Annotated in this window: 26 protein-coding genes; 25 read left to right on the top strand and 1 reads right to left on the bottom strand. The window is 37.7% G+C overall.

Going from position 1 to position 24,357, the window contains the following annotated elements; genetic code table 11:
* The first annotated feature begins 5 nt into the window (after positions 1-5).
* The 6 genes from ACFSFW_RS11575 (at position 6) to ACFSFW_RS11600 (ending at position 5,642) form a co-directional block, all read left to right on the top strand.
* Positions 6-716, top strand: a complete 711-nt coding sequence (locus ACFSFW_RS11575) for a DUF421 domain-containing protein (protein ID WP_304219550.1) — start codon at positions 6-8, stop codon at positions 714-716.
* Positions 717-898: 182 nt separating this feature from the next.
* On the top strand, positions 899-1,669 hold the full coding sequence (locus ACFSFW_RS11580; RefSeq protein ID WP_099354436.1) for an SDR family NAD(P)-dependent oxidoreductase: 771 nt from the start codon (positions 899-901) through the stop codon (positions 1,667-1,669).
* 243 nt (positions 1,670-1,912) lie between these two features.
* Complete coding sequence (locus ACFSFW_RS11585) at positions 1,913-2,416, top strand: DoxX family membrane protein (protein ID WP_388038879.1); 504 nt, start codon at positions 1,913-1,915, stop codon at positions 2,414-2,416.
* A 223-nt stretch (positions 2,417-2,639) separates the two neighbouring features.
* Entirely contained in the window at positions 2,640-3,272 is a 633-nt protein-coding gene (locus ACFSFW_RS11590) for an FMN-dependent NADH-azoreductase (RefSeq protein WP_388038329.1), read from the top strand.
* A gap of 265 nt (positions 3,273-3,537) precedes the next feature.
* Positions 3,538-4,641, top strand: coding sequence for an NAD(P)-binding protein (locus tag ACFSFW_RS11595; protein WP_388038332.1), 1,104 nt, complete (start codon positions 3,538-3,540; stop codon positions 4,639-4,641).
* Entirely contained in the window at positions 4,641-5,642 is a 1,002-nt protein-coding gene (locus ACFSFW_RS11600) for a DUF3231 family protein (RefSeq protein WP_388038335.1), read from the top strand. The genes ACFSFW_RS11595 and ACFSFW_RS11600 overlap by 1 nt, the downstream gene beginning before the upstream one ends.
* Positions 5,643-6,195: 553 nt before the next feature.
* Here ACFSFW_RS11600 and ACFSFW_RS11605 read toward each other — a convergent pair.
* Positions 6,196-7,395, bottom strand: coding sequence for an iron-containing alcohol dehydrogenase (locus ACFSFW_RS11605; RefSeq protein WP_388038338.1), 1,200 nt, complete (start codon positions 7,393-7,395; stop codon positions 6,196-6,198).
* Between the two features lie 247 nt (positions 7,396-7,642).
* Between ACFSFW_RS11605 and ACFSFW_RS11610 the strand changes: the two genes are divergently transcribed.
* The 19 genes from ACFSFW_RS11610 (at position 7,643) to ACFSFW_RS11700 (ending at position 24,342) form a co-directional block, all read left to right on the top strand.
* Positions 7,643-8,185, top strand: a complete 543-nt coding sequence (locus ACFSFW_RS11610) for a DUF6143 family protein (protein ID WP_388038340.1) — start codon at positions 7,643-7,645, stop codon at positions 8,183-8,185.
* Between the two features lie 197 nt (positions 8,186-8,382).
* Positions 8,383-9,600: an amidohydrolase gene (locus tag ACFSFW_RS11615; RefSeq protein ID WP_388038342.1), complete on the top strand. Its 1,218-nt coding sequence runs from the start codon at positions 8,383-8,385 to the stop codon at positions 9,598-9,600.
* Between the two features lie 147 nt (positions 9,601-9,747).
* The gene (locus ACFSFW_RS11620) at positions 9,748-10,098 is read left to right on the top strand and encodes a hydrogenase maturation nickel metallochaperone HypA/HybF (RefSeq protein ID WP_388038345.1); all 351 of its coding nucleotides are present in this window, start codon (positions 9,748-9,750) and stop codon (positions 10,096-10,098) included.
* Entirely contained in the window at positions 10,095-10,754 is a 660-nt protein-coding gene (hypB, locus tag ACFSFW_RS11625) for a hydrogenase nickel incorporation protein HypB (RefSeq protein ID WP_388038348.1), read from the top strand. The genes ACFSFW_RS11620 and hypB overlap by 4 nt, the downstream gene beginning before the upstream one ends.
* Entirely contained in the window at positions 10,739-12,991 is a 2,253-nt protein-coding gene (gene hypF, locus ACFSFW_RS11630; protein WP_388038351.1) for a carbamoyltransferase HypF, read from the top strand. Before hypB ends, hypF begins: the two co-directional genes overlap by 16 nt.
* A gap of 66 nt (positions 12,992-13,057) precedes the next feature.
* On the top strand, positions 13,058-13,309 hold the full coding sequence (locus ACFSFW_RS11635) for a HypC/HybG/HupF family hydrogenase formation chaperone (RefSeq protein ID WP_341332883.1): 252 nt from the start codon (positions 13,058-13,060) through the stop codon (positions 13,307-13,309).
* Entirely contained in the window at positions 13,266-14,375 is a 1,110-nt protein-coding gene (hypD, locus tag ACFSFW_RS11640) for a hydrogenase formation protein HypD (protein ID WP_388038355.1), read from the top strand. Before ACFSFW_RS11635 ends, hypD begins: the two co-directional genes overlap by 44 nt.
* A gap of 5 nt (positions 14,376-14,380) precedes the next feature.
* Positions 14,381-15,388, top strand: a complete 1,008-nt coding sequence (gene hypE, locus ACFSFW_RS11645; protein WP_388038358.1) for a hydrogenase expression/formation protein HypE — start codon at positions 14,381-14,383, stop codon at positions 15,386-15,388.
* A gap of 55 nt (positions 15,389-15,443) precedes the next feature.
* On the top strand, positions 15,444-15,968 hold the full coding sequence (locus ACFSFW_RS11650; RefSeq protein WP_388038361.1) for a cytochrome b5 domain-containing protein: 525 nt from the start codon (positions 15,444-15,446) through the stop codon (positions 15,966-15,968).
* On the top strand, positions 15,968-16,873 hold the full coding sequence (locus ACFSFW_RS11655) for a hydrogenase small subunit (RefSeq protein ID WP_388038364.1): 906 nt from the start codon (positions 15,968-15,970) through the stop codon (positions 16,871-16,873). The genes ACFSFW_RS11650 and ACFSFW_RS11655 overlap by 1 nt, the downstream gene beginning before the upstream one ends.
* Positions 16,866-18,272: a nickel-dependent hydrogenase large subunit gene (locus tag ACFSFW_RS11660; protein WP_388038367.1), complete on the top strand. Its 1,407-nt coding sequence runs from the start codon at positions 16,866-16,868 to the stop codon at positions 18,270-18,272. Before ACFSFW_RS11655 ends, ACFSFW_RS11660 begins: the two co-directional genes overlap by 8 nt.
* A complete protein-coding gene (locus ACFSFW_RS11665; protein WP_388038370.1) occupies positions 18,272-18,703 on the top strand; it encodes a hydrogenase maturation protease in 432 nt (143 codons plus the stop codon). The genes ACFSFW_RS11660 and ACFSFW_RS11665 overlap by 1 nt, the downstream gene beginning before the upstream one ends.
* 326 nt (positions 18,704-19,029) lie before the next feature.
* Entirely contained in the window at positions 19,030-19,425 is a 396-nt protein-coding gene (locus ACFSFW_RS11670; protein ID WP_304219562.1) for a DsrE/DsrF/DrsH-like family protein, read from the top strand.
* A gap of 166 nt (positions 19,426-19,591) precedes the next feature.
* The gene (locus ACFSFW_RS11675) at positions 19,592-21,286 is read left to right on the top strand and encodes an FAD-dependent oxidoreductase (RefSeq protein ID WP_388038373.1); all 1,695 of its coding nucleotides are present in this window, start codon (positions 19,592-19,594) and stop codon (positions 21,284-21,286) included.
* Positions 21,287-21,534: 248 nt separating this feature from the next.
* Positions 21,535-21,762 (top strand): sulfurtransferase TusA family protein, encoded by a 228-nt coding sequence (locus ACFSFW_RS11680; protein ID WP_388038376.1) that lies wholly within the window; start codon positions 21,535-21,537, stop codon positions 21,760-21,762.
* 39 nt (positions 21,763-21,801) lie between these two features.
* Positions 21,802-22,161, top strand: a complete 360-nt coding sequence (locus ACFSFW_RS11685; RefSeq protein WP_304219568.1) for a rhodanese-like domain-containing protein — start codon at positions 21,802-21,804, stop codon at positions 22,159-22,161.
* Between the two features lie 21 nt (positions 22,162-22,182).
* On the top strand, positions 22,183-22,479 hold the full coding sequence (locus ACFSFW_RS11690; RefSeq protein ID WP_304219570.1) for a rhodanese-like domain-containing protein: 297 nt from the start codon (positions 22,183-22,185) through the stop codon (positions 22,477-22,479).
* 109 nt (positions 22,480-22,588) lie between these two features.
* Positions 22,589-23,164, top strand: coding sequence for a sulfurtransferase TusA family protein (locus ACFSFW_RS11695; protein WP_388038379.1), 576 nt, complete (start codon positions 22,589-22,591; stop codon positions 23,162-23,164).
* Positions 23,165-23,214: 50 nt separating this feature from the next.
* Positions 23,215-24,342, top strand: coding sequence for an MBL fold metallo-hydrolase (locus ACFSFW_RS11700; RefSeq protein ID WP_388038382.1), 1,128 nt, complete (start codon positions 23,215-23,217; stop codon positions 24,340-24,342).
* Positions 24,343-24,357: the final 15 nt, after the last annotated feature.

The raw sequence follows: 24,357 nt of genomic DNA on the forward strand, positions 1-24,357 counted from the left end.
GTAAAATGCCTGAACATATTGAAGTAATTTTAAGGTCCATTACTTCTTTCGTTCTATTACTAATTGGAACAAGAATCTTAGGTAAACAAACGATAGCGCAAATGACCATGTTTGATTTTGTTGCGGCCATTTCCTTAGGAGCCATATCAGCTAATCTAGCCTTTAATACTTCAACTAAAGTTCATCATGCAATCATCGCATTTATTATCTATGTAGCAATTATCCTTCTAATTGCCGTCATTTCTTTAAATAGTAAAAAAGGAAGAAAATTGCTGGCCGGTGATCCCACAATTGTGATACAAAATGGGAAAATCTTAGAAGGAAACATGAAAAAAATGCGTTACACTTTAGATTATTTAAACCAACAACTAAGGGAAAAAGATGTTTTTAACATCGAAGAAGTTCTCTTTGCAATCGTTGAAACGAATGGCACGTTAACAGTGTTAAAGAAGCCACAATTTAGAAACGTAACGCGAAATGACATGATGCTTGCAGTAACTCCTGAGCCAAAACTACCGATTGAGCTTATTATGGATGGAGAAATTATGAAGGAAAATTTAGAACAAAATAAACTGGCAATACCATGGCTAGAGGCGGAATTAAAAAAGCGTAATCTAACAAAACATGATGTGGTTTATGCCGTACTTTCAGCGAATGGTAATATGTATGTTGATACATATCATGACGATATTTTCTCTCCAATTGATAAGGAATAACTATTGTTGTATATAGCGATGGGCCTGCCTCTTATCAGCGATAGCATGTGCTGGGGGCAGGCTAAGCGTTTTTTTTGATTTATTTAAAAATTAGGATTACAATATTAATATATCTTGCGTTCAAGATAATTAAATTCGAGATTATTTAGTGGCTAATCCGAATAAATAAGGAGAGGTTAAGAATGAATTTTGAAGGTAAAGTAGTTATTGTTACAGGTGCAGCAGGCGGTATCGGGAAAGAAGTTGTAAGAAAATTAGCGAACGCACAAGCAAAAGTAGTATTAGTGGACTTAAATGAAGACGCAATCAAAGCTGTACAAGCTGAGCTTGGTTTAACAGAAGAGAATAGTTTAGTGGTCAAAGCTGATGTTTCAAATGAAGAAAATGTTAAAAATTATGTTGAACAAACAGTTTCAAAATTTGGACGCATTGATGGCTTTGTAAATAACGCAGGTGTTGAAGGTCCGGCTAAATCACTTGAAGAAGTTACAGAGAAAGATTTTGATTTTGTTTATGGTATTAATGTAAAAGGCGTACTCTTTGGTCTTAAATATGTATTACCAGTAATGAAAGAACAAAAATCTGGTGCAATTGTTAATACTTCATCAGTAGCTGGTTTAATAGGTTCACCAAGCATGATCTTATATAACTCATCAAAACATGCTGTAATGGGTATTAATAAAGTTGCGGCTTTAGAAGCAGCGCCATTTAATGTTCGTGTTAATACAGTAAACCCAGGTGTAATTAATACACAAATGATGCGTAAAATTGAATCAAATGTTGCACCAGGTGCAGCAGAAGCAGCGCAAGCAGCTTATAACGATGCAGTTCCAATGAAACGATACGGTGAACCAGAAGAGGTTGCTAACGTAATTGCATTCCTTCTTTCTGACGAAGCTTCTTATGTAAGCTCATCTTCATTCACAGTCGATGGTGCTTTATATAACGTTTAATAATTAAATTATATCCTCAAATCAGCGTATCTTCTCTTGCTAAAAAAGCCCTGAATTTTTTCATTCGGGGCTTTTTTCTGTTCAAACTCCTAATGATTTCATAAAAATTTGACCTACGTCAAAGAAAGCAAAAAAAGAACATCTTAGAATAAAAATATCGATAGAGAGGATGTAGTAGCTCATCGATAAAAATTTCATAATTTTTGTGAAGGAATTCACAATTAAAAGGAGAAACGAATGATGATAAAATTTATCAAAGGACCCATAATGGCGATAGCTTGGACAATCTTACGCATTTGGTTAGGATTTCAATGGATAGAAGCGGGTTATTATAAAATTACACTTGGATTTAATGCAGGTGGTTTTATACAAGGTGCAATAGCAAATGCAAATGGTGATTCCCCTACAGTGCAAGGATGGTATGCGGACTTTCTTGAAAAAGTTGCGTTGCCAAATATAGACCTATTTAACAATCTTATCCCTTGGGGCGAATTCTTTGTTGGCTTAGGATTAATCTTAGGGTTAGCAACAATTCCGGCTTTAATTGGTGGTGCTTTTATGAATGCAAACTTCATCATGGCAGGGGTTGGATTTGCGAGTCTGGATACAAAGCTTTTCGCAGTAGCAATGATACTTACATTTATAGGAACAGCAAGGTATTACTATGGACTTGATCGCTTTGCCATTCCATTTATAAAAACTGCGTTCAACAAGAATCCTGCAAAGCAAATAAAAGTATCTGCTTAATTTTCTAAAAGAGCTAAGTTCTGTTGTTTTTTTAAAAGCTATTTGTTATATTAGTATAATTTATTGTGGGTGATAATATTTCATACTAAAGCACTATAATTCATTATAGGACAAAGGTTACAATATTTGTGAATTACGTGTATTGAGTTGACTTAAGTTGTATTTCAATATACCATTAATTCGAGATAATCAACTTTAAGATAATAAAGGAGACTTTCATATAATGAATATATTAGTAGTAAAAGCAAATAACCGTCCAGCTTCAGAAGCTGTTTCTAGTAAAATGTATGAGACTTTCATGAATAATATTGAAGGTGTAAATGTAACAACTTATGATGTTTTTGCAGAAGACATGCCTTACCTTGGTCAAGATTTATTCAATGCATTTGGTAAAGTAGAATCAGGCGAAGAAATGACAGACGTAGAGCAACGTATTTTAGCTGCAAAACAAAAAGCTATGGATGCTGTAACGGCAGCAGACGTAGTGGTATTCGTATTCCCGCTATGGAACTTAACAATCCCAGCTAAATTACAAACATTCATTGACTATGTGTACCAAGCAGGTTACTCATTCAAATATGATGAAAATGGTCAATTAGTCCCATTATTGACTGACAAGAAAGCTGTAGTTCTAAGTGCTCGTGGTGGTATTTACTCAACACCTGAAAGTGCACCAATGGAAATGGCTGCTACTTACATTAAGAATGTTGTTGGTGGCGTATTCGGCATGGAAATCATGGATGAAGTCATTATTGAAGGTCATGCAGCAGCACCAGATCAAGCTGAAAATATTATTGCTGAAGGACAAGAAAAAGTTAAAGCTGTTGCAAAAAAATTATCAGCAGTATTGGTTTAATCCGATTTTTTAAAGTACCTGATCCTATTTAAGAATAAGGTTAGGACCAAAATACCTTTTACAATGAGTTTAATTAGCCGCAGGACCCAATTAGGGCTCTGCGGTTTTTATTTATCCAGTTGTTTGTAGCATGACTGCAATTGTCCGTAAAATGGAGGTACCTTCTATTTTGTAATATCCAGTTATTTGAAAAAAGTGGATACATCTATTATTTACTTACAGGGAATGCTCGTACTGTAGCCATTTTAGGAGGAAGTTTATTAAAATGGAAATCGCTATTATGGGCGGCGGACTATCGGGTTTGGCATGTGCAATAACCCTTGAAAGGAACGGAATTACCCCAACGATATTTGAAAAAAGGGACAAAGTAGGCGATCGATTTGTTAATGGAGAGGTCTTGATGGATATTTTCACCCGACCCGTTCAGGATTGTATCGCTTCCTTGTCGAATGAATATGGGATTTATCTTAAGCCTTTATCGAGCATTCAGAAAATGGAGCTTTTCTCAAAAAATGAAAAAGTAGTAATTGAGGGGCATCTTGGCTTCATAAATGTTCGCGGCAGAAAAGTAGATTCGTTTGAGTCACAATTAGTACAACAAATTAAATCACCTATCCATTACAACTCTGAAAAAACATATGAACAATTACAACATGAATATACTCATGTCGTTTTGGCAACGGGTGATGGAGCTTACGCAAAAAAGGCAAAAAATTTTCGAGAAGATTTATCGGTATCAATAAAGGGTGCTACAGTTGAAGGGTCTTTTGATCGGTATACAGTAATGGCCTGGATTGATTACGACTTCTCTCCGTACGGGTATTGCTTTTTAATTCCATATTCAGAAACAGAAGCGAATATTTCGTTAGCTATACCGGATTTTCCTGAAAACGCAAATGTAAATATCGATAACCTTTGGGATAACTTTTACCGAATGGTACAGTCTCAGCTAAAGGAAGAATTACCGATCACGGATGAGTTTCAAATTACTAACTATTTAATGGGAATCTGTATGTCCCCTCGAATTGGGAATACCTTTTACGTTGGGAATAATTTTGGCACAATGATGCCTTTTATGGGTTTTGGTCAGTATGCCTCTATTATAAGTGGCGTTAATGCTGCCTATGATTTATGTGGAAACGGAAACTATGAAGGATTAATGGAGCCCCTTCGCCAAAGCTATGAAGATGGCCTCGTGTTAAGGCGTGCAATGGAGCAATTGTCCAATGAAGGAATAGATCGAATCGTTCGATTGTTACAGGGAAATTGGGGAGAAAAGATATTTTTGTCAAAAACCATTAACCCGCTTAAAGTTGCAAGCCATTTCCTACGACCCTATATTAAAATGAAAAAAGGAGTGACCTCCTAATGAGTGATCCCCTAATGAATGACACAAAGTCAATACCCCTTACTGCTACTGAACTTGGCTATCTTTGGACAGGTTATTCTATTAATGAAATGTCAAAGTGGTTTTTAACCATTTTTAGGGAACATTCTAAAGATGCGGACATGAAGGATATATTTAGTCTCGCCCTTCAAGATACTTCTGAATTGCTTAATGCTAGAAGAGAATTCCTTAGTAGGGAGGGCTATCCAATTCCAGTAGGATTCTCGAAAACAGATATTAATGAAAACTCTCCACCTCTGTTTTCTAATCGGTTTATGGTATATTACCTGCATAAAGCGACACGGCTTGGTCTAGAATTTCATTCAAGGTCGTTAGCGTTATCTACTAGAGTGGATATCCGTAAATACCAGGAGGATTGTTTACAATCTGCTATTCAATTAAATGAAAGGCTGGTCAATCTCCTCCTAACAAAGGGCATCTACTGGCGAACACCATCATTACCCGCACCAACATCACCAGAAGATATTCAAAAAAACAGTTATCTGAATGGATGGATAGGTGATACGAGACCATTAAATAGTATGGAAATAGCCAACCTATACTCAATAATGGAGCTTCTCGTTATGATGGAAACTCTTTTTACTGGATTTGCTCAAACTTCTGAATCAGAAGATGTCGTTAAACTTCTTCAAAAAGGAGTCACAGTCGTGAAGAAACAACTCAATGCTCTGGTTGAAGTTATAAAGAAAGATGAATTACCGGTACCACCTAGTTATGTATCTGAAATAACCGATACCAAAAAGAAACTATTCTCCGATCGAATAATGATTTGCCATATGGCTGGATTATTTGGGACTCTCATATCTCAATATGGTTTTTCACTTGGCTCTGTTATGAAGCACGATTTACTTGGTGTATATTCAACACAGATTGGTAAAGCTGGCATTTTCTCAGAAAAGGTTACCAAATTCCTTATTGAAAAAGAGTGGTTGGAAAAAGTACCTGGAGCCATCACACGCTAGGTTTTTCGTATCTAGTAGACGTTAAAGAAATACATAAAAAATGAACATAATTAGAAACAAGTCATAGTGTTTATAGTAAGATCGGCGGCCTGCTCCCCGGTGTATGATAGGGGTACTGCACCGAGGAACAGGCTAGAGAAACTCCTATTAGATGATTATTCAATTCCAATACTCGCTATTCTTTAATCAATTGATAAAGCTCAATCATTTCTACCTTTTTTTGGATTTTACGAATGGTTTTATACTGCCAATCTATAGAAAAGCATACGCAATTCTTATTTACGTATGCTTTTATCACTTTTCTACCTAAAAATGATACACAAATGGATAATTATTACAATTATTGTCTCTTTTGAAATCACTTCTACCTTTTTTTGGATTTTGTGAATGCTTTTATGCTGACAATCTATATAAAAGCATACGCAATTCTTTTTTTCGTATGCTTTTATCACTTATCTGCTTAAAAACGATACACAAATGGATAATTATTACAAATGCCATCGAGAATTTCTACCTTATTGTTTTTTCGGTTTTTATGTGCTTGAGGATCTCACTATTCTTTAATCAATTGGTAAAGCTCGATCATTTCTTTTTCTGATAGTATCTTCGGCACTGGATAAAGAGGGTTTGCTTCTTTTAAAGCCCGATCAACCATCAGCGGGATATCATCTTCTACAATTCCACTTACCTTTTTAGGTATCTTCATTTCTTCACTAAGCTTTTTTATAGCATCAATAAATTTTTTTGCCTTCTTTTCTTCGGAATCACTTAATTCGCAAATGCCGATCAAATCAGCAAGTTCTGCTAAAGGTTTATGTACTGAATCTCCGTAATACTCTAATACATAAGGTAAAACAATGGCGTTTGCAAGGCCATGAGGCACGGCATAAAAGCCTCCAAGAGTATGTGCAATGGCATGGACATTGCCTACATAAGCACGGGTAAAAGCAATACCTGCTAAGTAAGCGGCTGTTTGCATATTTTTTCGCGCTGTAATATTAGATCCATTCGAATAGGCTTCATAAAGGTTTTCAAAAATCAGTTTTACAGCTTTTCTGCTGCATTCGATCGTTTCATTCGTATTACTTTTGCCAATATAGGCTTCTACCGCATGTGTCAGTGCATCAATACCTGTTGCTGCCGTTATATGTGGCGGAAGTTTAACGGTTAGTAAAGGGTCAAGGACAGCATAATGAGGGATGAGAGATGTATCCATAATCGCATATTTCTCATGTGTCTTGCTATTAGAGACTACTGCAGCTAGAGTTGCTTCACTACCAGTACCAGCTGTGGTCGGAATAGCAAACAGTGGTGGTAGCTTTTTCATGACTTTAAATATCCCCTTCATTTGAGGAATACTTTTACCTGGTTTAGCCACCCGCGCTCCCACTCCTTTCGCACAGTCCATTGGCGAACCGCCTCCAAAAGCAACAATCCCTTGGCAGTGATTCTCTTGGTATAGTTGAAGAGCTTCCTCGATATTATCTATTGTTGGATTTGGAACTGTTTTGTCATAGATAAAGAAGTTCACGCCTTCCTCACGCAATCTTTGAAGAAATGGATCCATCAATCCTATCGAGGTAATTCCCGTATCAGTAACAATTAAAACGTTTTCGATTTGAAGACTTTTGATCAAATGGGGTAGCTTCAGTAAGCTGTTCTCACCCTTTAGTAATTCAGGTTTTCGCCAAGGAAGAATGAATGAAGCAAATTTCATAGAACGTTGAAACGTACGGCAGTACAGTTTATACATCTAAAGACCTCACTTTTTACTAAAATAGGAAATATGCACTCTACTAACTATATAACTGCACATAGAATCATTATGTCAAGAGTGGGTCACGGGGACAGGTCCCTTGTCCCACTTTTGTCTTCTACCCAACTTCTTACTCTCCTAGATAAATGTCCATACCCTTGTCTCCCTTCATGAATATCTTAATAGGAAGTAAGGTTCCTATTTCTTGAAAAATAGATGTGGATTTTAGAAAGGAGTGAATTTCATGTTTAACGAAGACAGATTTAATAAAGCGGTCAACATACCTAATCCATTGTATCAATCCTTAGAGGGAAGATATTTTGTTGGACAAACCGAACATATTCGATTTGGAAAAGGAAAGAATGCATGGGGAAGCTTAGTTAACCCGATTAAATCCGATGTTAATTTATTTGTAAATGCGTTCACCATAACTAATCATTCCAACCAACCTTTTGAAGCTGAAATTTGGTTTAACCCTATCCCGCCTGGCAAGCCAAGACTATCAACTAATGTCACGCCCGCGAACACAGCCCTCTCACCGCTTCCAAAACCCGAAGTGAAAATTGCATATGCTGAATTTGTTAAAGGATTTCCAACAAGAGGGGTAATGGCATTTAGACGGATTGTACCTCCGCAAAGTACTTTGGCCAGTGATGAAGATGGGAAATTTATCTTTCCGCCTGGCGGATCCTTTATGATTTTTTTAGTGTCGCCGAATAATGAAGTCATTCAAGCGGAAGTTGCATTCGGCTGGTTTGAAAAGGATAAAAGAGAGATGCATGAATAACCGTAAACTGTTGTGAGCCTTTTCTGAGTGGAAGGCTCCTTGAATATTTCTAAACATATGAGGTAGTAATTATAAAAAACTTGCGATTATAATGAAAATAGTGAAAATGGTAGAGAGGCATGTATAGATAAAGAATGCCTTTTTACTTTGAATCAAGAATACATACAAGTTAAAAAAAGAGAGGAGAGCATTAAATAATGAGTTACTGGTTAAAAAATGTACGATTAGAAACGGGTTATATAAAAGAAAATGGAATCGTAACGGGAACAGAAACGGAGATAAAGCATTTAGTTATTGAAGATGGGAAAATTAGTAGGATTGTAGACGTAATTGAACCTATACCTAGTGATGTGAAAGTGAAGGATGCAATGGGAATGTTACTGCTTCCTTCATTCGTTGAAAAGCATGTTCACTTGGATAAAACGTATATGGGTGAAAAGTGGAAGGCATGTACCCCTGCTCCAGGTGTACTAGAGCGATGTGAAATTGAAATGAATATTTTAGCTTCGATTCCTTCTAGTACAAAGTCTCGTGCTCAAAGATTGTTAGATGTCTTATTATCTGCAGGCTCTACGCTCGTGAGAACTCATGTTGATATTTATCCGGAGGTACAACTCCAAAATCTAGTAGGTGTCAATCAGGCACTTGAAACATATGCCGATAAAGTAAGTTCAGAGATTGTAGCGTTTGCTCAGCACGGGTTGCTTAAGAATGGAACCGTACAATTAATGAGGGAAGCGGTAAGAAACGGTGCAGGAATAGTAGGCTCTGTAGACCCAGCGACGGTAGATAATAATATCGAGGAATCATTGGTCCAGTTACTCGATATAGCTGTTGAAGGAAATGTTGATATTGATTTACATCTACATGATCCTGGTCATTTGGGCACCTTCACAATGAAACGCCTTGCGTATTTAACAAAGCAAGCTGGTTGGGAAGGAAGAGTTGCGGTGAGTCATGCCTTTGGATTAGGTGATGTCTCAAAAGAAGAAGCGCGTGAAATGGCTTATATCTTAAAAGATGCGGGTATTTCAATCATTACGAGTCTTCCAATTGGTAGAGGAGTCCCTGTCGATCTTCTTGATGAATGTGGGGTTGATGTGGCGGTTGGGAACGATAATATCTTTGATTCATGGTGGCCAACAGGGAATGGGGATATTCTTGAGAGAGCGGGACGGTTACTTGAAAAATACCGCTGGACGAATGAGGTTGCACTCTCCCAGGCTTTACGCTTTATCACGGGAGGAATAACACCATTAAATCGAGAGGGCAATCGAATCTGGCCAAAGCCAGGAGTAGAGGCGAATATGATTTTAGTTGATTCAAGCTGTTCGGCAGAAACGATTGCGAGACGCTCCGAAAGAAAAGCCGTTTTCTATAAAGGAAATATCGTAGCAGGTGGCTTAACAAATTAATTCATCTGGGTCACAGGGACAGGTCCCTCGTCCCACCATATAATGGGAACTGGGACAGGCAACCTGTCCCACGGTGTTCTTTTTAGTAAAGATATGCATAAACATTTAAGAGAGATTACAACTGAAGGTGTGTGAAGGATGCATGAAATGTCGCTTATGTCGGAGGTTATTAAGATAGTTTCCGAAGATGCTAGATTACATGGCTTTACCAAAGTGGAGAAGATCGATGTGATTGTGGGTGATTTATCTAATGTACTTCCTGATGCTCTTGAGTTAGCATTTTACTATTTTCAAAAACAAGGGTTAGGGATTCTTGATGAATCAACGGAATTACATATTATACGTGAGAAAGCGAAAGCAAAATGTCAAACATGTATGTTTGAGTTTACACCCGATTATAGATTGGCACTGTGTCCAAAGTGCAGACTACCTAATTGTTTACTCATTTCTGGTGAAACATTTAGGGTCGAATCATATGAAGGATGTGATGAACAGTGAAAATCATGCTACAAGAAGATGTGCTAAAAGATCAAAATTTGGCAGCTACCTTCAATAGAGAAATGTTTAAGAAAAACCATATGCTTGTCATTAATTTAATGAGCTCTCCAGGAGCGGGTAAAACGACTTTACTTGAAGAAACCATTAAAGCCTTACAGAATGAATTTCAGATGGCTGTGATAGAAGGCGATTTAGCAACGGAACTGGATGCAGAACGATTACGTTCACTGGGAGTCAAAACCGTTCAAATCAATACGGTAGGGGGCTGTCATCTTGATGCAAGAATGATTACGAAAACATTACCAGAATTTGAACTAGACTCCATTGATATTCTTTTTATCGAAAACATTGGGAACTTAGTTTGTCCATCTGGTTATGATTTAGGACAAGATTATAAAATTGTGATTTTAAGTGTACCTGAGGGAAATGATAAAATCCCGAAATATCCTGTCATGTTTAGACGGACAGATGTCACGATCATTAATAAAATTGACCTGCTACCTTATGTATCTTTCAATCTAGAAAAAGCGAAAAGAAACTTAAACGAAATTAACCCACAAGCGCAATTGAAGGCATTATCCGTAAAAACAGGTGAAGGGATGAAAGAATGGATCAATTGGATAAAGGATGCTTATCGTCAATGTGCAAAGCAATAAAAATAATCGTGAAAGGCAGGGTGCAGGGAGTTGGTTTTCGCCCATTTATCTACTATCTTTCACAAAAATATCAACTTCATGGTACGGTTCAAAATAATCTTGATGGTGTCATCATTTTGGCTGAAGGAGAGGAAGGACAGTTAGTAAAAATGGTGGATGAAATCAAAAGGAACCCACCAAAATTGGCGAAAATTAATGAGATCAACATCCATCAAATTCCACTCACCAATTATAAACAATTTACCATTATCCCCAGCCGCAAAAACGGAGGTTCTATTCCCTGGATCCCTAGTGACGCATCCATTTGTGAGTATTGTTTAGAAGAAATGAACAACCCATCTAACCGACGTTTTCAATATCCATTCATTAATTGCACTCAATGCGGACCACGCTATACAATTATCGATCGACTTCCATATGATCGTCCAAATACGACAATGCAGGAATTTACAATGTGTCATGAATGTCAAATAGAGTATGAAAATCCATCAAATCGACGTCATCATGCTCAGCCTATTTGTTGCTCCGTTTGTGGACCTACTATTATGCTCTATAACCAAAGTGGGGAAGCGTTGGCTGAAAACCAAACAGCGATCAGCCAAACAGTTGACCTATTCAAACAAGGAAAAATTATTGCAATTAAAGGAATCGGCGGCTTTCATTTAGCTTGTGATGCATATCAAGAGAAGACAGTTGACCAATTAAGGCTTAGAAAGAAGCGACCACAGAAACCTCTAGCTATCATGGTCAAGTCTCTAGAGGTGGCACGTGCTATTTGTCATATTTCCGGTAAAGAAGAAAAGCTCTTAACGAGTCCTGAGATGCCAATTGTTGTCTTGCAGAAAAAAAGAGATGGAGTATTACCACAAACTATTTCTCCCGGATTAACGACGATTGGAGTGATGCTTCCCTATACTCCATTACATCACCTTTTATTTAAAGATAGTAAGCTAGACTGTATGGTAATGACGAGCGCGAATTCGTCTGGTCTTCCCATTTTTTATAAAGATGATCAATTAAATTATTTTGAAAACATATGTGATTATATCTTAACTCATAACCGTAAAATCGAATTTCCAATTGATGATTCAGTTGTTCAATGTGATGGAGAAAATACGATATTTGTACGTCGTGCCAGAGGTTTTGCTCCGGAGCCATTCAAAACTACATCCAATGTGGATCATATAATCGCACTAGGAGGAAATCAAAAGAATACATTCTCCATCGGAAAACAGAATCACATTGTCATGAGTCCTCATATAGGTGATTTAGAAAATGAAGAGATGATTGCCGCCTTTGAAGAACAGCTCCAACATTATAAAGCATTTTTAAAGGTTAAAGATGTGAAGCTAGCCGTCGACAAACATCCACACTACATAACTACTTCAATCGCAAAAAAACTCAATCGTAACATTATCACCATTCAACACCATCATGCCCACCATGTATCCTGTATGGAAGATAACGGTCTTAACGAACCTTGTCTAGGAATCATCTTAGATGGTACAGGATATGGTGAAGACCAACATATTTGGGGGTTTGAATTTCTATATGGGGATGCAACGTCTTTTGAACGGTTGGCTCACCTCACATACACGCCCCTTCCAGGTGGAGAAAAAACCGTCAAAGAACCATGGAGAAATGCAGTAGGGATGTTGCTGCATTATTGGCCACAAGAGGGAAAAGAATTATGTAAAAAGCTTTTTCCTGAGAGAGTAAAAGAAATAGATATTATCGAAAAAATGATCTTCCATCGGATGAATACGCCTTTGGCTGGAACATGCGGCCGTTTATTTGACGCCATTAGTGCCATTCTCGGTATATGTTCGATTACAACGTATGAAGGAGAGGCTGCGATCAAAGTATCTGATTATATGAACAAGATCGAGCTTGAAAATAAAGGGGAGATGTATTCATATCATCTAAACACACACAATCCAAATCAACTTCAACTGGACTTATCTCCGATGATTTATCAAATCATTCAAGACAAATTTCAACAACTATCCATGCCTAAAATCATCCAAAAGTTTCATAACACATTGGTGTCTAGTTGTATTCAGATGGTCCTAAAACTAGTTACTACTAGACCGGAATTAAATAGAAAGGTCGTACTGTCCGGGGCTCGTTTCAAAATGTATTTCTTGCCAGTGAGATTCAGAAAGGTCTTCAAAAAGAGGGATTTAACGTCTATATACATAGACATGTTCCTTGTCACGATGGAGGCTTGTCTTTAGGTCAAATCATCATTGCTGCTCATCAGTTAAATGGCTGATAAAAGAATAGGAAGGTGGTGAAATCCTTTGTGCTTAGGAGTACCGGCGAAAGTCATTGAAATAGAAGGGCAAAGAGCACTAGTTGATGTAATGGGTTCGAGGATGTATGTTGGGATCTTTTTTGTTCCAGAGGTTAGGATTGATGATTATGTTTTACTCCATGCGGGGCAGGCCATGACTATCGTAAATGAGGAATTTGCTACAGAGAGTATAAAAGAATGGAGGAATGTGTTAGATGGCAAACATGGAGCTTTTTTCAGAACCGACCTTAACTCGTAAATCAGTTGAAGCAGTTATCGATTTAGCAAAAAGGTTTAAAGAAGAAAAAGGGAGAGTTCCAGTTTTCATGGAAGTATGTGGTTCACATACGATGGCTTTAGCAAAAACAGGAATAAAAACGAGATTGAAAGAGTATGTACAGTTGATTGCAGGGCCGGGTTGTCCTGTTTGTGTCACAGATCAGAAGTCAATTGATGCGATGATTCAATTATCTGAAGAACCAAACACCATTCTTTGTACATTTGGCGATATGATGCGTGTGCCCGGTTCCAAAGCTACGTTAATGAAGGCCAAAACCGAGGGAAAGGATATTAGAGTGGTTTACTCTCCATTGGATAGTGTGAAAATAGCAGAAGAAAATCCAGATAAGGAAGTCGTTTTTTTAGGGATTGGATTTGAAACAACGATTCCGATTCTTGCACTTGCGGTACGCGATGCAGCGAGTAAGGGGTTAAAAAACTACTCAGTATGGATGACAACAAAATTGGTCGAACCCGTGTTAAGAGCACTCCTTAGTTCTGAAGATGAGGTGAAACTCGATGGTTTTCTTTTGCCTGGCCATGTTTCCGTTGTCTTAGGAAAACAAAGCTATGGTTATTTAGCGGAGGAATTTGGTATGTCGGGTGTCATTACCGGTTTTGAACCTGTTCAATTGCTAAGTGCGATTTATAAGCTGCTGCATCTTCAGTTGGAAACAAAGGTTAAGATTATCAATGATTATACATATGTTGTAAGTGATACGGGGAACGTGGTTGCACAAAAGTTACTAGAAGAATATTTAGAAGCAGATGATGAAGCTTGGAGAGGAATGGGAACGATTCCTAAAAGCGGCTTAGTGTTAAAAGAACGATATGCCCAATATGATGCAAGAAAGAAGTTTACTATTTCGATAGGGGAGCCGAGAGTAACCAAATGCCGCTGTGGTGAAATTGTGCGGGGATTGATTACACCAGAAGAGTGTGTACTGTTTAATAAAGGTTGTACTCCTTCAAATCCGATTGGTCCTTGTATGGTATCGTCAGAAGGAACCTGTGCGGCCCATTATCAATTCATGAGGGAGGTGTAATCCTAGTGCAGCGAATTAGTCTAGCCCATGGAGAAGGTGGAGAATTAACCCACAAACTCATACAAGACATTTTTATCCGAGCATTTGGACATTCTGAGCAAACACAGTTTGATTCTGCGATTCTTACCATTTCATCACAAACCATCGCGGTCACAACAGATAGTTACGTAGTAAAGCCTCTATTCTTTCTGGGGGGGAATATCGGAAAGCTTGCGATAAATGGTACAGTCAATGATTTAGCTGTAAGTGGGGCTATTCCACATGCGATAACAGCTGGATTTATGATCGAAGAAGGGTTTCCAATTAAAAGTCTAAAAGAGATTGTTCATACGATGGCGGGAGAAGCAGAAAAAGCTGGGGTTAACATCATTGCTGGTGACACAAAGGTAGTCGAAAAGGGGAGTGTGGATGGCTTATTTATTAATACGACTGGAATCGGTGTGATCCAAAAACAGCATCGATTGAAGCCTAAAATGATTCAAGAAGGAGACTCTGTAATCGTAAGCGGTACAATCGGCGATCATGGGGTCGCGATTTTGAGTGCACGTAACGAGCTTGGGTTACTGACAGATGTTAAGAGTGATTGTGCATCGTTAAACCACCTAATTCAAGAACTCTTGACAAAAATCAACGGGATTCGGATCATGCGCGATCCGACTAGAGGCGGGTTAGCTACAACGCTAGTTGAACTATGTGAAGATTTTCATTTTACAGTTGAAATCGATGAATATTCTCTGCCAATACGTAAAGATGTTCAAGGTGCATGTGATATTTTAGGCTATGAACCTCTTTATCTTGCAAATGAAGGGAAAGTAGTTATCATCGTTGATTCAAATGAAAAACAAAAGGCCCTTGAAATATTGCAGAACCATGAATTAGGAAAGGATGCAAGTGAAATTGGTCAGATTACATCATGTCATGTTCAAACAGGGAAACTGCTTTTAAAGACATCTGTTGGTACAACTAGAAGACTTAATCGGTTGTCTGGTCAGCTTTTACCTAGGATTTGTTAATCATTTTTATAGGTATGCATAGGATAGGGGGAAATGGTCAAAAGGGGAGAACACCATGAGAAACATCGAAATCATTAGAATGCAATTGAATTTTCTTGTTACTCAAGCCCGTCAAGATATCTACACGTTATCAACATTGAGTGACAATTCTATGAAGCCGCAAATTCTTCAGCGGTTATGGGATGCACTATCAACGATTCATTTTCTTAGTGAATGGCTCGCAAAAGACGCAAATTCCAATCATCCTATTTTACCTGCACAACCATATACTCAAAATCCAACAGGAAATGGAAATCAAGCACAAATTCCTCCAATTACACCTTTACCTACACCAATGTCCCAATCGAATCAACGCACGTTTACCATTGAAGAATTGTCCACATTTACAGGAAAAAATGGGAGGCCAGCTTATGTTGCGGTGAATGGCATCGTCTATGATGTGACAAATAACCGGGCATGGGCAGCGGCTACCCATTTTGGATTAATTGCGGGTAAAGACTATACAAAGGAATTCGCATCGTGTCATGCTGGGCAACAATCAATCTTAGCGACACTACCTATTGTAGGGAGGTTGGGTTGATGAAAGAACAAGTTTTGCCACCAGAGTCATTAACAAATGAAGCTATTGCGGCAAGGTTAGCCGGTGATGCTTTGGAAAGCCTGAATAAGGGGATTATTAAGAAAAAAAACCTCATTTACTTAGAATTAAATGGTTGTTCTGGGAATATCATTTCCTTATTAAACGGGCAAAATCCCGACTTTGAGTATACGTTAAATTCGATGGTGAATCTTCGGTATTCGAATAGTTTAATGGCTGCTGAAGGTGAGTTGGCTATCGACAAACTAATGAAGGCAATGGAGGAAGAATATATTTTAGCAGTAGAAGGAGCTGTTGCATTAAAAAATAATGGTTTATACAATATTATCGGTAGTTGGCAAGGAAAGCCTCTTACAGGTCTTCAAGCAGCTAAGATGCTCGGAGAAAAGGCCTCACATATTTTAGCAGTTGGGGCTTGTGCCGTAGATGGCGGTGTCTCAGCAGCAAAGCCAAATCCTTCCCAATCGGTGGGGCTACAACAGGTTCTGCCTGACAAAAATGTAATTAAACTTACGGGGTGTCCGGTTCATCCAGATTGGTTCCTAGGGACTTTAGCGCATCTTTTATTATACGGTGAGCCAGAAACAGATAACTTAGACCGTCCTTTAATGTTCTATAGCACACTTATCCATGACCGCTGTCCAAGACGACCATTTTTTGACCGGGGGATCTTTGCTGAAAAATTAGGGGATAAAACTTGTTTATTTAAGCTCGGATGCCGAGGGCCAGTGACGAGAGTGGATTGTCCAACAAGGCAATGGAATGGTCATGTAAATTGGCCGATAGGAGCTAATACGCCATGCATTAGTTGCGCCCAGTTTGGTTTTCCAGATGCCATGGCGCCATTCATTAGCTATGACACAACAAGAGTGGTGAAGAATGAGTAAGCGAATTGTCATTAATCCGTTGACCCGAATTAGCGGCTTTATGGAAATTGATGTGATGATTGATCAGAATCAAGTCGTTGATGTCAAAACAAAAGGAAATCTATTTAGAGGCTTTGAACAAATGTTAGTAGGTAGAAGTCCGTTCGATGCCGTTTATTTTACTCAACGTATTTGCGGTATTTGCTCTGCAGCACATTCAATCGCCTCATCGCATGCTTTAGAAGATGCTTTACAAATAGAACCAATGGAACAGGGGAAATACTTACGAGATATCATCCATTGTTGTGAGTTTTTACAAAACCATATTCGCCATTTTTATCAATACACTGTTCCTGATTTTGTGAAAATTGAACAAAACTCTCTTTTAGAGACGGACCATGATGATTTTCGATTACCTATAAATATCAATGACCGGATATCACAGCATTATTTTGATTCCCTCACATTCAGTCGTCTAGCACACGAGATGTTAGCTGTTTTAGGAGGTAAAGCTCCTCATAATCATGGTGTGTTTATTGGAGGAATCACGACGCAGGCAACAGCAGAGCAAGTTGTTCATATCGATTCTATTTTAGGGAAGATTATTCGGTTCATTGATGAAAAAATGATTCCAGATGTCTATGACATTGCACGATATTATCCGGACTATTTTCGTTTAGGCGGAGGATATGGCAATCTTTTAACATATGGTGCTTTTAATCATTATAAAGAATTGGGCACATTATATGTCGATCCGCTTGTATCGACTATGGAAACAATCGAGCCATTTGACGAAAATAAAATTCAAGAAAAAGTAGATTATTCTTATTTTAATTCAATGAATAACACCAATGAACCAGCTGAAGCATTGACAGAGCCAGATATGGATAAAAGTAAGGCATATTCTTGGGTGAAGGCGCCAAGATATAATGGTCTGCCCTTTGAGGTAGGACCGTTGGCACGATTAATTTTAAGTGGAGAGTATAACAACGGAATCTCCGCAATGGATCGAACGATTGCCAGAGCGCTAGAAGCAAAGAAAATTGCAGAAATTATGAAGACATTACTTCAGCAAATTATTTCAGGGGTGGATGTGCAAAAAAAATATGCTCTTCCAGAATCGGCCTCTGGAAGAGGATTAGTTGATACAACGAGAGGGGCACTTGGTCATTGGTTAAAGATTCAAGATAAAAAAATCTCCTTCTATCAAATCATTACACCTTCCACCTGGGATTTTTCAACTAAAGATAATAATGGGTATCGAGGTACTGCTGAAGAAGCATTAGTCGGTACACCGATTCAGAATCCAGATAAACCAGCAGAGATTGGCAGAATCCTTCGTTCCTTTGATCCGTGTATGTCATGTGCGACTCATGTATATAGTCCAGGAAAACAAGTAAAAACGATAAAGGTGTTTTAATGGAGAATATAATCGTTTTAGGTATTGGCAATCGATTAATGATGGATGATGGTATTGGAATTTATCTAACTGAGGAACTATCCAAACAGAACCCCACATCTCATGTATCTTTTTTGATTGGAGAATCAGATATTGATTACAGCTTGGACCTAATCATGAAAGCTACTTTTGTAATTATTGTGGATGCTGTATATTCAGGAAAAAAACCAGGAGCGGTTACTGTTTTTCCTCTTGCCAACTTACATGAATATCAAACTTTAGATATATCAGCGCATAACTTTCACTTGTTTCAAGCATTGTATCAACAAAAAAGTTCAATAAAGGGCTATCTCATAGGAGTGGAGCCTGATGAGGTAAAGTTCCATATTGGCTTAAGTCAAACATTAAGTGAAAAATGGATAACGATTTTACATGATGTATCAAACTATTGATAGCCTGATTGCAAAATATTGTAGTTCTCTAGATTTAAATGTACCCTCGGACTAATCATGGTTCGGGGTATCTTTTTTGTTGAAGAATAAGGTGCGAGTCAGGGAGATAGTTAACTTTAAAAATAATTAAAAAGGATGGGTTGACTTTTTACCCTACAGGGTATATCATAACACATGTAGTGATTTTCAATTACGACTATTTTTTTAACTGTATGTATACCTATAGGGGTATTTGATGAGGCGTTTTTAAAAAGTATATACCTCGTTCTACTGGGTGAACCGAGTGGAGCGAATATAATAAAAAAATGTTATTGGAGGAATATAATATGTCAAATAAAGTAGCAATTATTGCAGCAAACGGTGGAATGTTTGATGCTTATAAGGTATTTAATATCGCAACTGCAGCGGCGGCTTCGGATAAAGAGGTTGCAATCTTTTTCACATTTGAAGGTTTAAATCTAATCCATAAACAAGGAATGCATGCATTAGAAATGCCAGCAGGGAAAGAACATTTTGCTGAAGGTTTCTCAAAAGCAAATGTACCGGGTATTCCAGCATTAGTTGAAATGGCACAAGAATTAGGTGTGAAGTTTATTGCTTGCCAAATGACAATGGATGTTATGGGACTAACGAAAGAAGATTTCGTTGATGGTATTGAGGTTGGAGGAGCCGTAACGTTCCTAGAATATGCAAAAGATGCGTCACCAACTTTAACGTTCTAATGATTTACTACTTGCAGTGAGGAATTCCTCACTGCAAAAAAAACGTATTAATATACCCATAGGGGGTAAAAAGAGTTAAGGATGTATTCTTCATTCTTCAACTAAATAATCACAGGATTTTCAGGTAAGATATAGGTAGTAAATTAAACACGGAGGGATCATATCTATGTCAAAAAGAGTATTAGTTGTTGGTGGAGTCGCTGGTGGTGCCTCTGTTGCTGCGAGAGTTAGAAGATTAGATGAAAGTGCAGAGGTTATCATGTTTGAAAAGGGTCCTCACGTATCTTTTTCGAACTGTTCGCTACCTTATCACTTAAGCGGTATTGTCGAAGATAGTGAAAAACTAGTTTTAATGTCTCCTGATATGTTTAGAAATCGTTATAATATTGAGGCTAGGGTTCATCAAGAGGTTATCCAAATAAACCGCGATAAGAAAACGATCACGGTAAAAGATATAATGAAGGATACAACCTATGAAGAAAAGTATGATAAATTAGTCCTTTCTCCTGGGGCGAAACCGATTCGTCCAAACATCGAAGGGATTAATAATTCCAATGTTTTTACAGTCCGTAATGTGGTGGATATCGAGAGAATTGATCAATATATTAAGCATAACGGAATTAAAGATATTGCAGTTATTGGCGGTGGCTTTATCGGAGTAGAGGTTGCGGAAAACCTAAAATTAGCCGACTATAATGTCACTTTAGTTGAGTTTGCTAATCAAGTTATGGCACCTTTTGATTACGATATGGCACAAATTCTTCATAAAGAAATGGCAGATCACGGTGTAAAACTTGTTCTAGATGATGGATTAGCTAAAATCGGTGATGGATTCATCACAACCAATTCAGGTAAAAAAATTGAGGCACAGGCAGTTGTTTTAGCAATTGGTGTAAGACCTGAAACTAGTCTGGCTACAGAAGCGGGACTTGAGATTGGTGAAACGGGTGCAATTAAGGTTGATCACAATTATGTAACAAGTGATAAAGATATTTATGCCGTTGGTGATGCTATAGAAGTGTACCATCGCTTATTACGCAAGCCAACACGTTTAGCATTAGCTGGCCCGGCTCAGAAGCAAGCAAGAGCGGCCGCTGACCATATGTACGGAATTCCAAGTAAAAATATAGGGGTAATTGGGTCATCATCCATCCATCTTTTTGAATTAAATGCTGCTTCTACTGGAATAAATGCGAAAGTAGCTGAGCAAGCAGGAATTCAGTATGACTATGTTTATCTCATGCCAGGGGATAAAGTAGGACTAATGCCAAATAGTAATCCAATGCACTTTAAATTAATTTTTGAATACCCAACAGGTCGAATTCTGGGTGCACAAGCAATCGGAAAAGGAAATGTAGATAAACGAATCGACGTCATCGCAACTATGATAACGATGAACGGTACACTGGAAGATCTGAAGGATCTTGAACTGACCTATTCTCCAATGCTTGGCACGGCTAAGGATGTCGTAAATCACGCAGCTTTAGTTGGTTTAAATCTACTTCAAGGAAGATATAAAGAAGTAAAAGTTTCGCAAGTGCGAGAATTAGTTGAAAACAATGCGTTTATTGTGGATGCTCGCGAAAAAGGTGAATATAAAGCAGGCCATTTTAATAATGCGGTTAATATCCCATTAAGTGAATTCAGGAACAGGTTAGATGAAATTCCAAAAGACCAACCTGTCTATATTCACTGTCGTTCTGGTCAAAGAAGTTATAATATGGTGTTGGCCTTACAGCATTTAGGATATGAGAATGTATACAATATTTCGGGATCCTATTTAGGTGTTAATCTTTATGAATACTTTAATGATGTAGTTACAGGTCGAGATAAAATAGTAACTGAGTATAATTTTAAATAATCTCCACACTAAAATTGAATGGTAGGGATTTAGGATATTCTAAACCCTATCTTTTTTATTAAAAAAGTGGTTGCGCATAAATAAATGAAAGACTAATAAGGTGTTGACAAAATACCTTTAGGGGTATATTATAAGTCTTGTGATCTTGTTAGTTGATACGAAGAATTGGGTTGACGCCCATTTTTATTTTCGATAATATTATACCCATAGGGGTAATGGTAAAAACAAACTACTTGGAGGTATGTAATATGAATATTGATCAAGTTTTAGATGCAAAAGGTTTAGCATGTCCAATGCCAATCGTAAAAACAAAGAAAGCAATTGACGGATTAGAGTCAGGTCAAGTCCTAGAAGTACTTGCAACGGATAAAGGAGCAAAAAATGATCTAACTGCTTGGGCTTCATCTATTGGACACGAAATACTTGATTCAAAAGAAGAAGATGGAGTATTCAAGTTTTATATAAAAAAAGGGTAACATAAATAAAATTTCCTAACAAAGCAGGAGGCTGAAAAAATGGATTATATCAATTACATTCTAATTGCACTAATTGCCATTTTTATCGTACAACGTTTGATACCTACTAAAGGTGTTCGAAATATAACAACAACTGAATTAAAGAATGAACTTAAAAATAAAGATAAACAATTTATTGATGTTCGTACTCCTGGAGAGTACAAAGGGTTCCATATTAACGGATTTAAAAATATGCCGCTTCATCAACTTGGTCAAAAAGCAACTGAACTTTCAAAGGAAAAAGAGGTCGTTGTCATTTGCCAAAGTGGCATGAGAAGTCAAAAAGCGAGTAAACAACTTAAGAGAATGGGCTTTAAGAATATTACAAATGTAAAAGGCGGAGTAAGCGCCTGGAGATAATCTATTTTAGGAGGAATAAACATGAAACAATTTACTGCAAAAGAAGTTGAAGAAATTTTAACAGAAGGAAAAACATTAAATATTATTGATGTACGTGAAGTGGACGAAGTGAAAGAAGGTAAAATTCCTGGAGCAGTGAATATCCCATTAGGTTTAATTGAATTCCGTATGCATGAACTAGATAAGTCAAAGGAATATGTAATGGTTTGTCGTTCAGGTGGTAGAAGTGGCAGAGCTTCACAATTCCTTGAAGGCCAAGGGTTCAAGGTAATCAACATGGAGGGCGGCATGCTCGCTTGGGAAGGTAAAGTAGAATAATTTTTTTGATGTAATAATAATACCTTCGTGGGTAAAGGCGATAGATTTCATGACATATATGCAATCATTGCATATATGTCTACTTGATGAATATTTGGGAGGAATATAGATGGAATCATTAAAAACAAATTCTGTATTAGATGCAAAAGGCTTAGCATGCCCAATGCCAATCGTGAAAACGAAAAAAGCAATGAATAATCTAGAGGGCGGTCAGGTCCTTGAGGTACAAGCAACTGATAAGGGTTCAAAAGCAGATCTTAAAGCATGGGCTGAGAGCACTGGTCATCAATACCTTGGTACACTAGAAGAAGGCGATGTACTGAAACATTATATTCGTAAAGCTAGCGGAGATGAAGTTGTAGAAAAGAAACATCCTGATGTAGTATCAAACGAAGTTCTAGAGGCTACTATTTCTTCTGGAAAGGATATTCTTGTTCTTGATGTTCGTGAAGCAGCAGAATTTGCATTTAATCATATTCCGGAAGCAATCTCTATACCGTTAGGAGAATTAGAAGATAGATTTGCTGAATTAAATAAAGAGAAAGAGATTTATGTGATTTGCCGTACTGGTAGTCGAAGTGACTTAGCATCTCAAAAGTTAACTGAAAATGGATTTGTGAACGTAAAGAATGTCGTTCCTGGAATGAGCAATTGGACAGGTAACACAACAAATATTACAAAATAAAAATATAAATTTTTTTAAATAAAAATATACCGTAGGGGGTAATTTTGAAAATGACTGTGAACGTAATGACTGCAAAAGATGTTACGAAAAAAGTGTTCGATAAAGAAACATTGTTTATCTTAGACGTTCGTAATGAAAGTGATTTTAACGATTGGAAAATTGAAGGTGAAAACTTCAACTATTTAAACATTCCTTACTTTGAATTACTAGACGGGGTTGAGGAAATCCTTGAAAAGCTGCCGAAAGATAAAGATATCTTAGTTGTTTGTGCAAAAGAAGGTTCATCTGTCATGGTAGCCGATATGCTTTCAGAAGCTGGGCTAACTGTTTCCTACCTCAAAGGTGGTATGAAGGCGTGGAGTGAGCATTTAGAGCCAGTTAAAGTGGGCGATTTAAAAGATGGTGGCGAAATCTATCAATTCGTTCGTATCGGAAAAGGCTGTCTATCTTACATGGTTGTATCAAACGGTGAAGCAGCGATTATCGATGCCACTCGTATGACTGATATCTTCCTTGACTTTGCTGAAAGCAAAGGTGCAAAGATCAAACATGTATTTGATACTCACCTACATGCTGACCATATTTCTGGAGGAAGAAAAATCGCAGAAGCTACAAATGCAACTTACTGGTTACCACCTAAAGATGCAACAGAAGTAACGTTTGAATACGCAGCTCTAGAAGGTGGTCAAGACGTGACAATTGGTAATACGACAATCAATATTCATGCCTTGTATTCTCCAGGTCACACCATTGGTTCTACTTCTTTCGTTGTGGATGAAAAATTCTTACTTTCTGGTGATATTCTATTCATCGATTCAATCGGTCGACCAGACCTTGCTGGTTTAGCACAAGATTGGGTAGGAGATCTAAGAGAAACGCTATATAACCGTTACAGAGAATTATCTGATGAACTAGTGGTTTTACCAGCTCACTTCATGATTATTGACGAATTAAATGAAGATGGAAGTGTATCTGAAAAACTTGAAACACTATTTGCGAAAAACCATGGCCTAAATATTACGGACGAAGCAGTGTTTAGAAGAATCGTAACAGAAAATCTACCACCACAACCAAATGCATATCAAGAAATCCGTGAAACAAACATGGGGAAAATTTCTCCTGATGAAGAAAAACAACGCGAAATGGAAATCGGACCAAACCGTTGTGCGGTACGTTAATGAATATTACGAGGG

It is taken from the genome of Ferdinandcohnia salidurans (genome assembly GCF_042680725.1).
In the GTDB taxonomy this organism is placed as follows: Bacteria; Bacillota; Bacilli; order Bacillales; family Bacillaceae_L; genus Ferdinandcohnia; species Ferdinandcohnia salidurans.

Bases quoted from the DNA above. Each gene is read 5' to 3' on its own strand.
- ACFSFW_RS11655 (WP_388038364.1), top strand. From the start codon at position 15,968: ATGAAAGAACAAGTTTTGCCACCAGAGTCATTAACAAATGAAGCTATT.
- hypD (WP_388038355.1), top strand. From the start codon at position 13,266: ATGGCAAACATGGAGCTTTTTTCAGAACCGACCTTAACTCGTAAATCA.
- ACFSFW_RS11660 (WP_388038367.1), top strand. From the start codon at position 16,866: ATGAGTAAGCGAATTGTCATTAATCCGTTGACCCGAATTAGCGGCTTT.
- ACFSFW_RS11700 (WP_388038382.1), top strand. From the start codon at position 23,215: ATGACTGTGAACGTAATGACTGCAAAAGATGTTACGAAAAAAGTGTTC.
- ACFSFW_RS11575 (WP_304219550.1), top strand. From the start codon at position 6: ATGCCTGAACATATTGAAGTAATTTTAAGGTCCATTACTTCTTTCGTT.
- ACFSFW_RS11675 (WP_388038373.1), top strand. From the start codon at position 19,592: ATGTCAAAAAGAGTATTAGTTGTTGGTGGAGTCGCTGGTGGTGCCTCT.
- ACFSFW_RS11610 (WP_388038340.1), top strand. From the start codon at position 7,643: ATGTTTAACGAAGACAGATTTAATAAAGCGGTCAACATACCTAATCCA.
- ACFSFW_RS11680 (WP_388038376.1), top strand. From the start codon at position 21,535: ATGAATATTGATCAAGTTTTAGATGCAAAAGGTTTAGCATGTCCAATG.
- ACFSFW_RS11690 (WP_304219570.1), top strand. From the start codon at position 22,183: ATGAAACAATTTACTGCAAAAGAAGTTGAAGAAATTTTAACAGAAGGA.
- ACFSFW_RS11685 (WP_304219568.1), top strand. From the start codon at position 21,802: ATGGATTATATCAATTACATTCTAATTGCACTAATTGCCATTTTTATC.
- ACFSFW_RS11600 (WP_388038335.1), top strand. From the start codon at position 4,641: ATGAGTGATCCCCTAATGAATGACACAAAGTCAATACCCCTTACTGCT.
- hypF (WP_388038351.1), top strand. From the start codon at position 10,739: ATGTGCAAAGCAATAAAAATAATCGTGAAAGGCAGGGTGCAGGGAGTT.
- ACFSFW_RS11670 (WP_304219562.1), top strand. From the start codon at position 19,030: ATGTCAAATAAAGTAGCAATTATTGCAGCAAACGGTGGAATGTTTGAT.
- ACFSFW_RS11615 (WP_388038342.1), top strand. From the start codon at position 8,383: ATGAGTTACTGGTTAAAAAATGTACGATTAGAAACGGGTTATATAAAA.
- ACFSFW_RS11650 (WP_388038361.1), top strand. From the start codon at position 15,444: ATGAGAAACATCGAAATCATTAGAATGCAATTGAATTTTCTTGTTACT.
- ACFSFW_RS11580 (WP_099354436.1), top strand. From the start codon at position 899: ATGAATTTTGAAGGTAAAGTAGTTATTGTTACAGGTGCAGCAGGCGGT.
- ACFSFW_RS11605 (WP_388038338.1), bottom strand. From the start codon at position 7,395: ATGTATAAACTGTACTGCCGTACGTTTCAACGTTCTATGAAATTTGCT.
- ACFSFW_RS11695 (WP_388038379.1), top strand. From the start codon at position 22,589: ATGGAATCATTAAAAACAAATTCTGTATTAGATGCAAAAGGCTTAGCA.
- ACFSFW_RS11595 (WP_388038332.1), top strand. From the start codon at position 3,538: ATGGAAATCGCTATTATGGGCGGCGGACTATCGGGTTTGGCATGTGCA.
- ACFSFW_RS11620 (WP_388038345.1), top strand. From the start codon at position 9,748: ATGTCGCTTATGTCGGAGGTTATTAAGATAGTTTCCGAAGATGCTAGA.
- ACFSFW_RS11665 (WP_388038370.1), top strand. From the start codon at position 18,272: ATGGAGAATATAATCGTTTTAGGTATTGGCAATCGATTAATGATGGAT.
- ACFSFW_RS11590 (WP_388038329.1), top strand. From the start codon at position 2,640: ATGAATATATTAGTAGTAAAAGCAAATAACCGTCCAGCTTCAGAAGCT.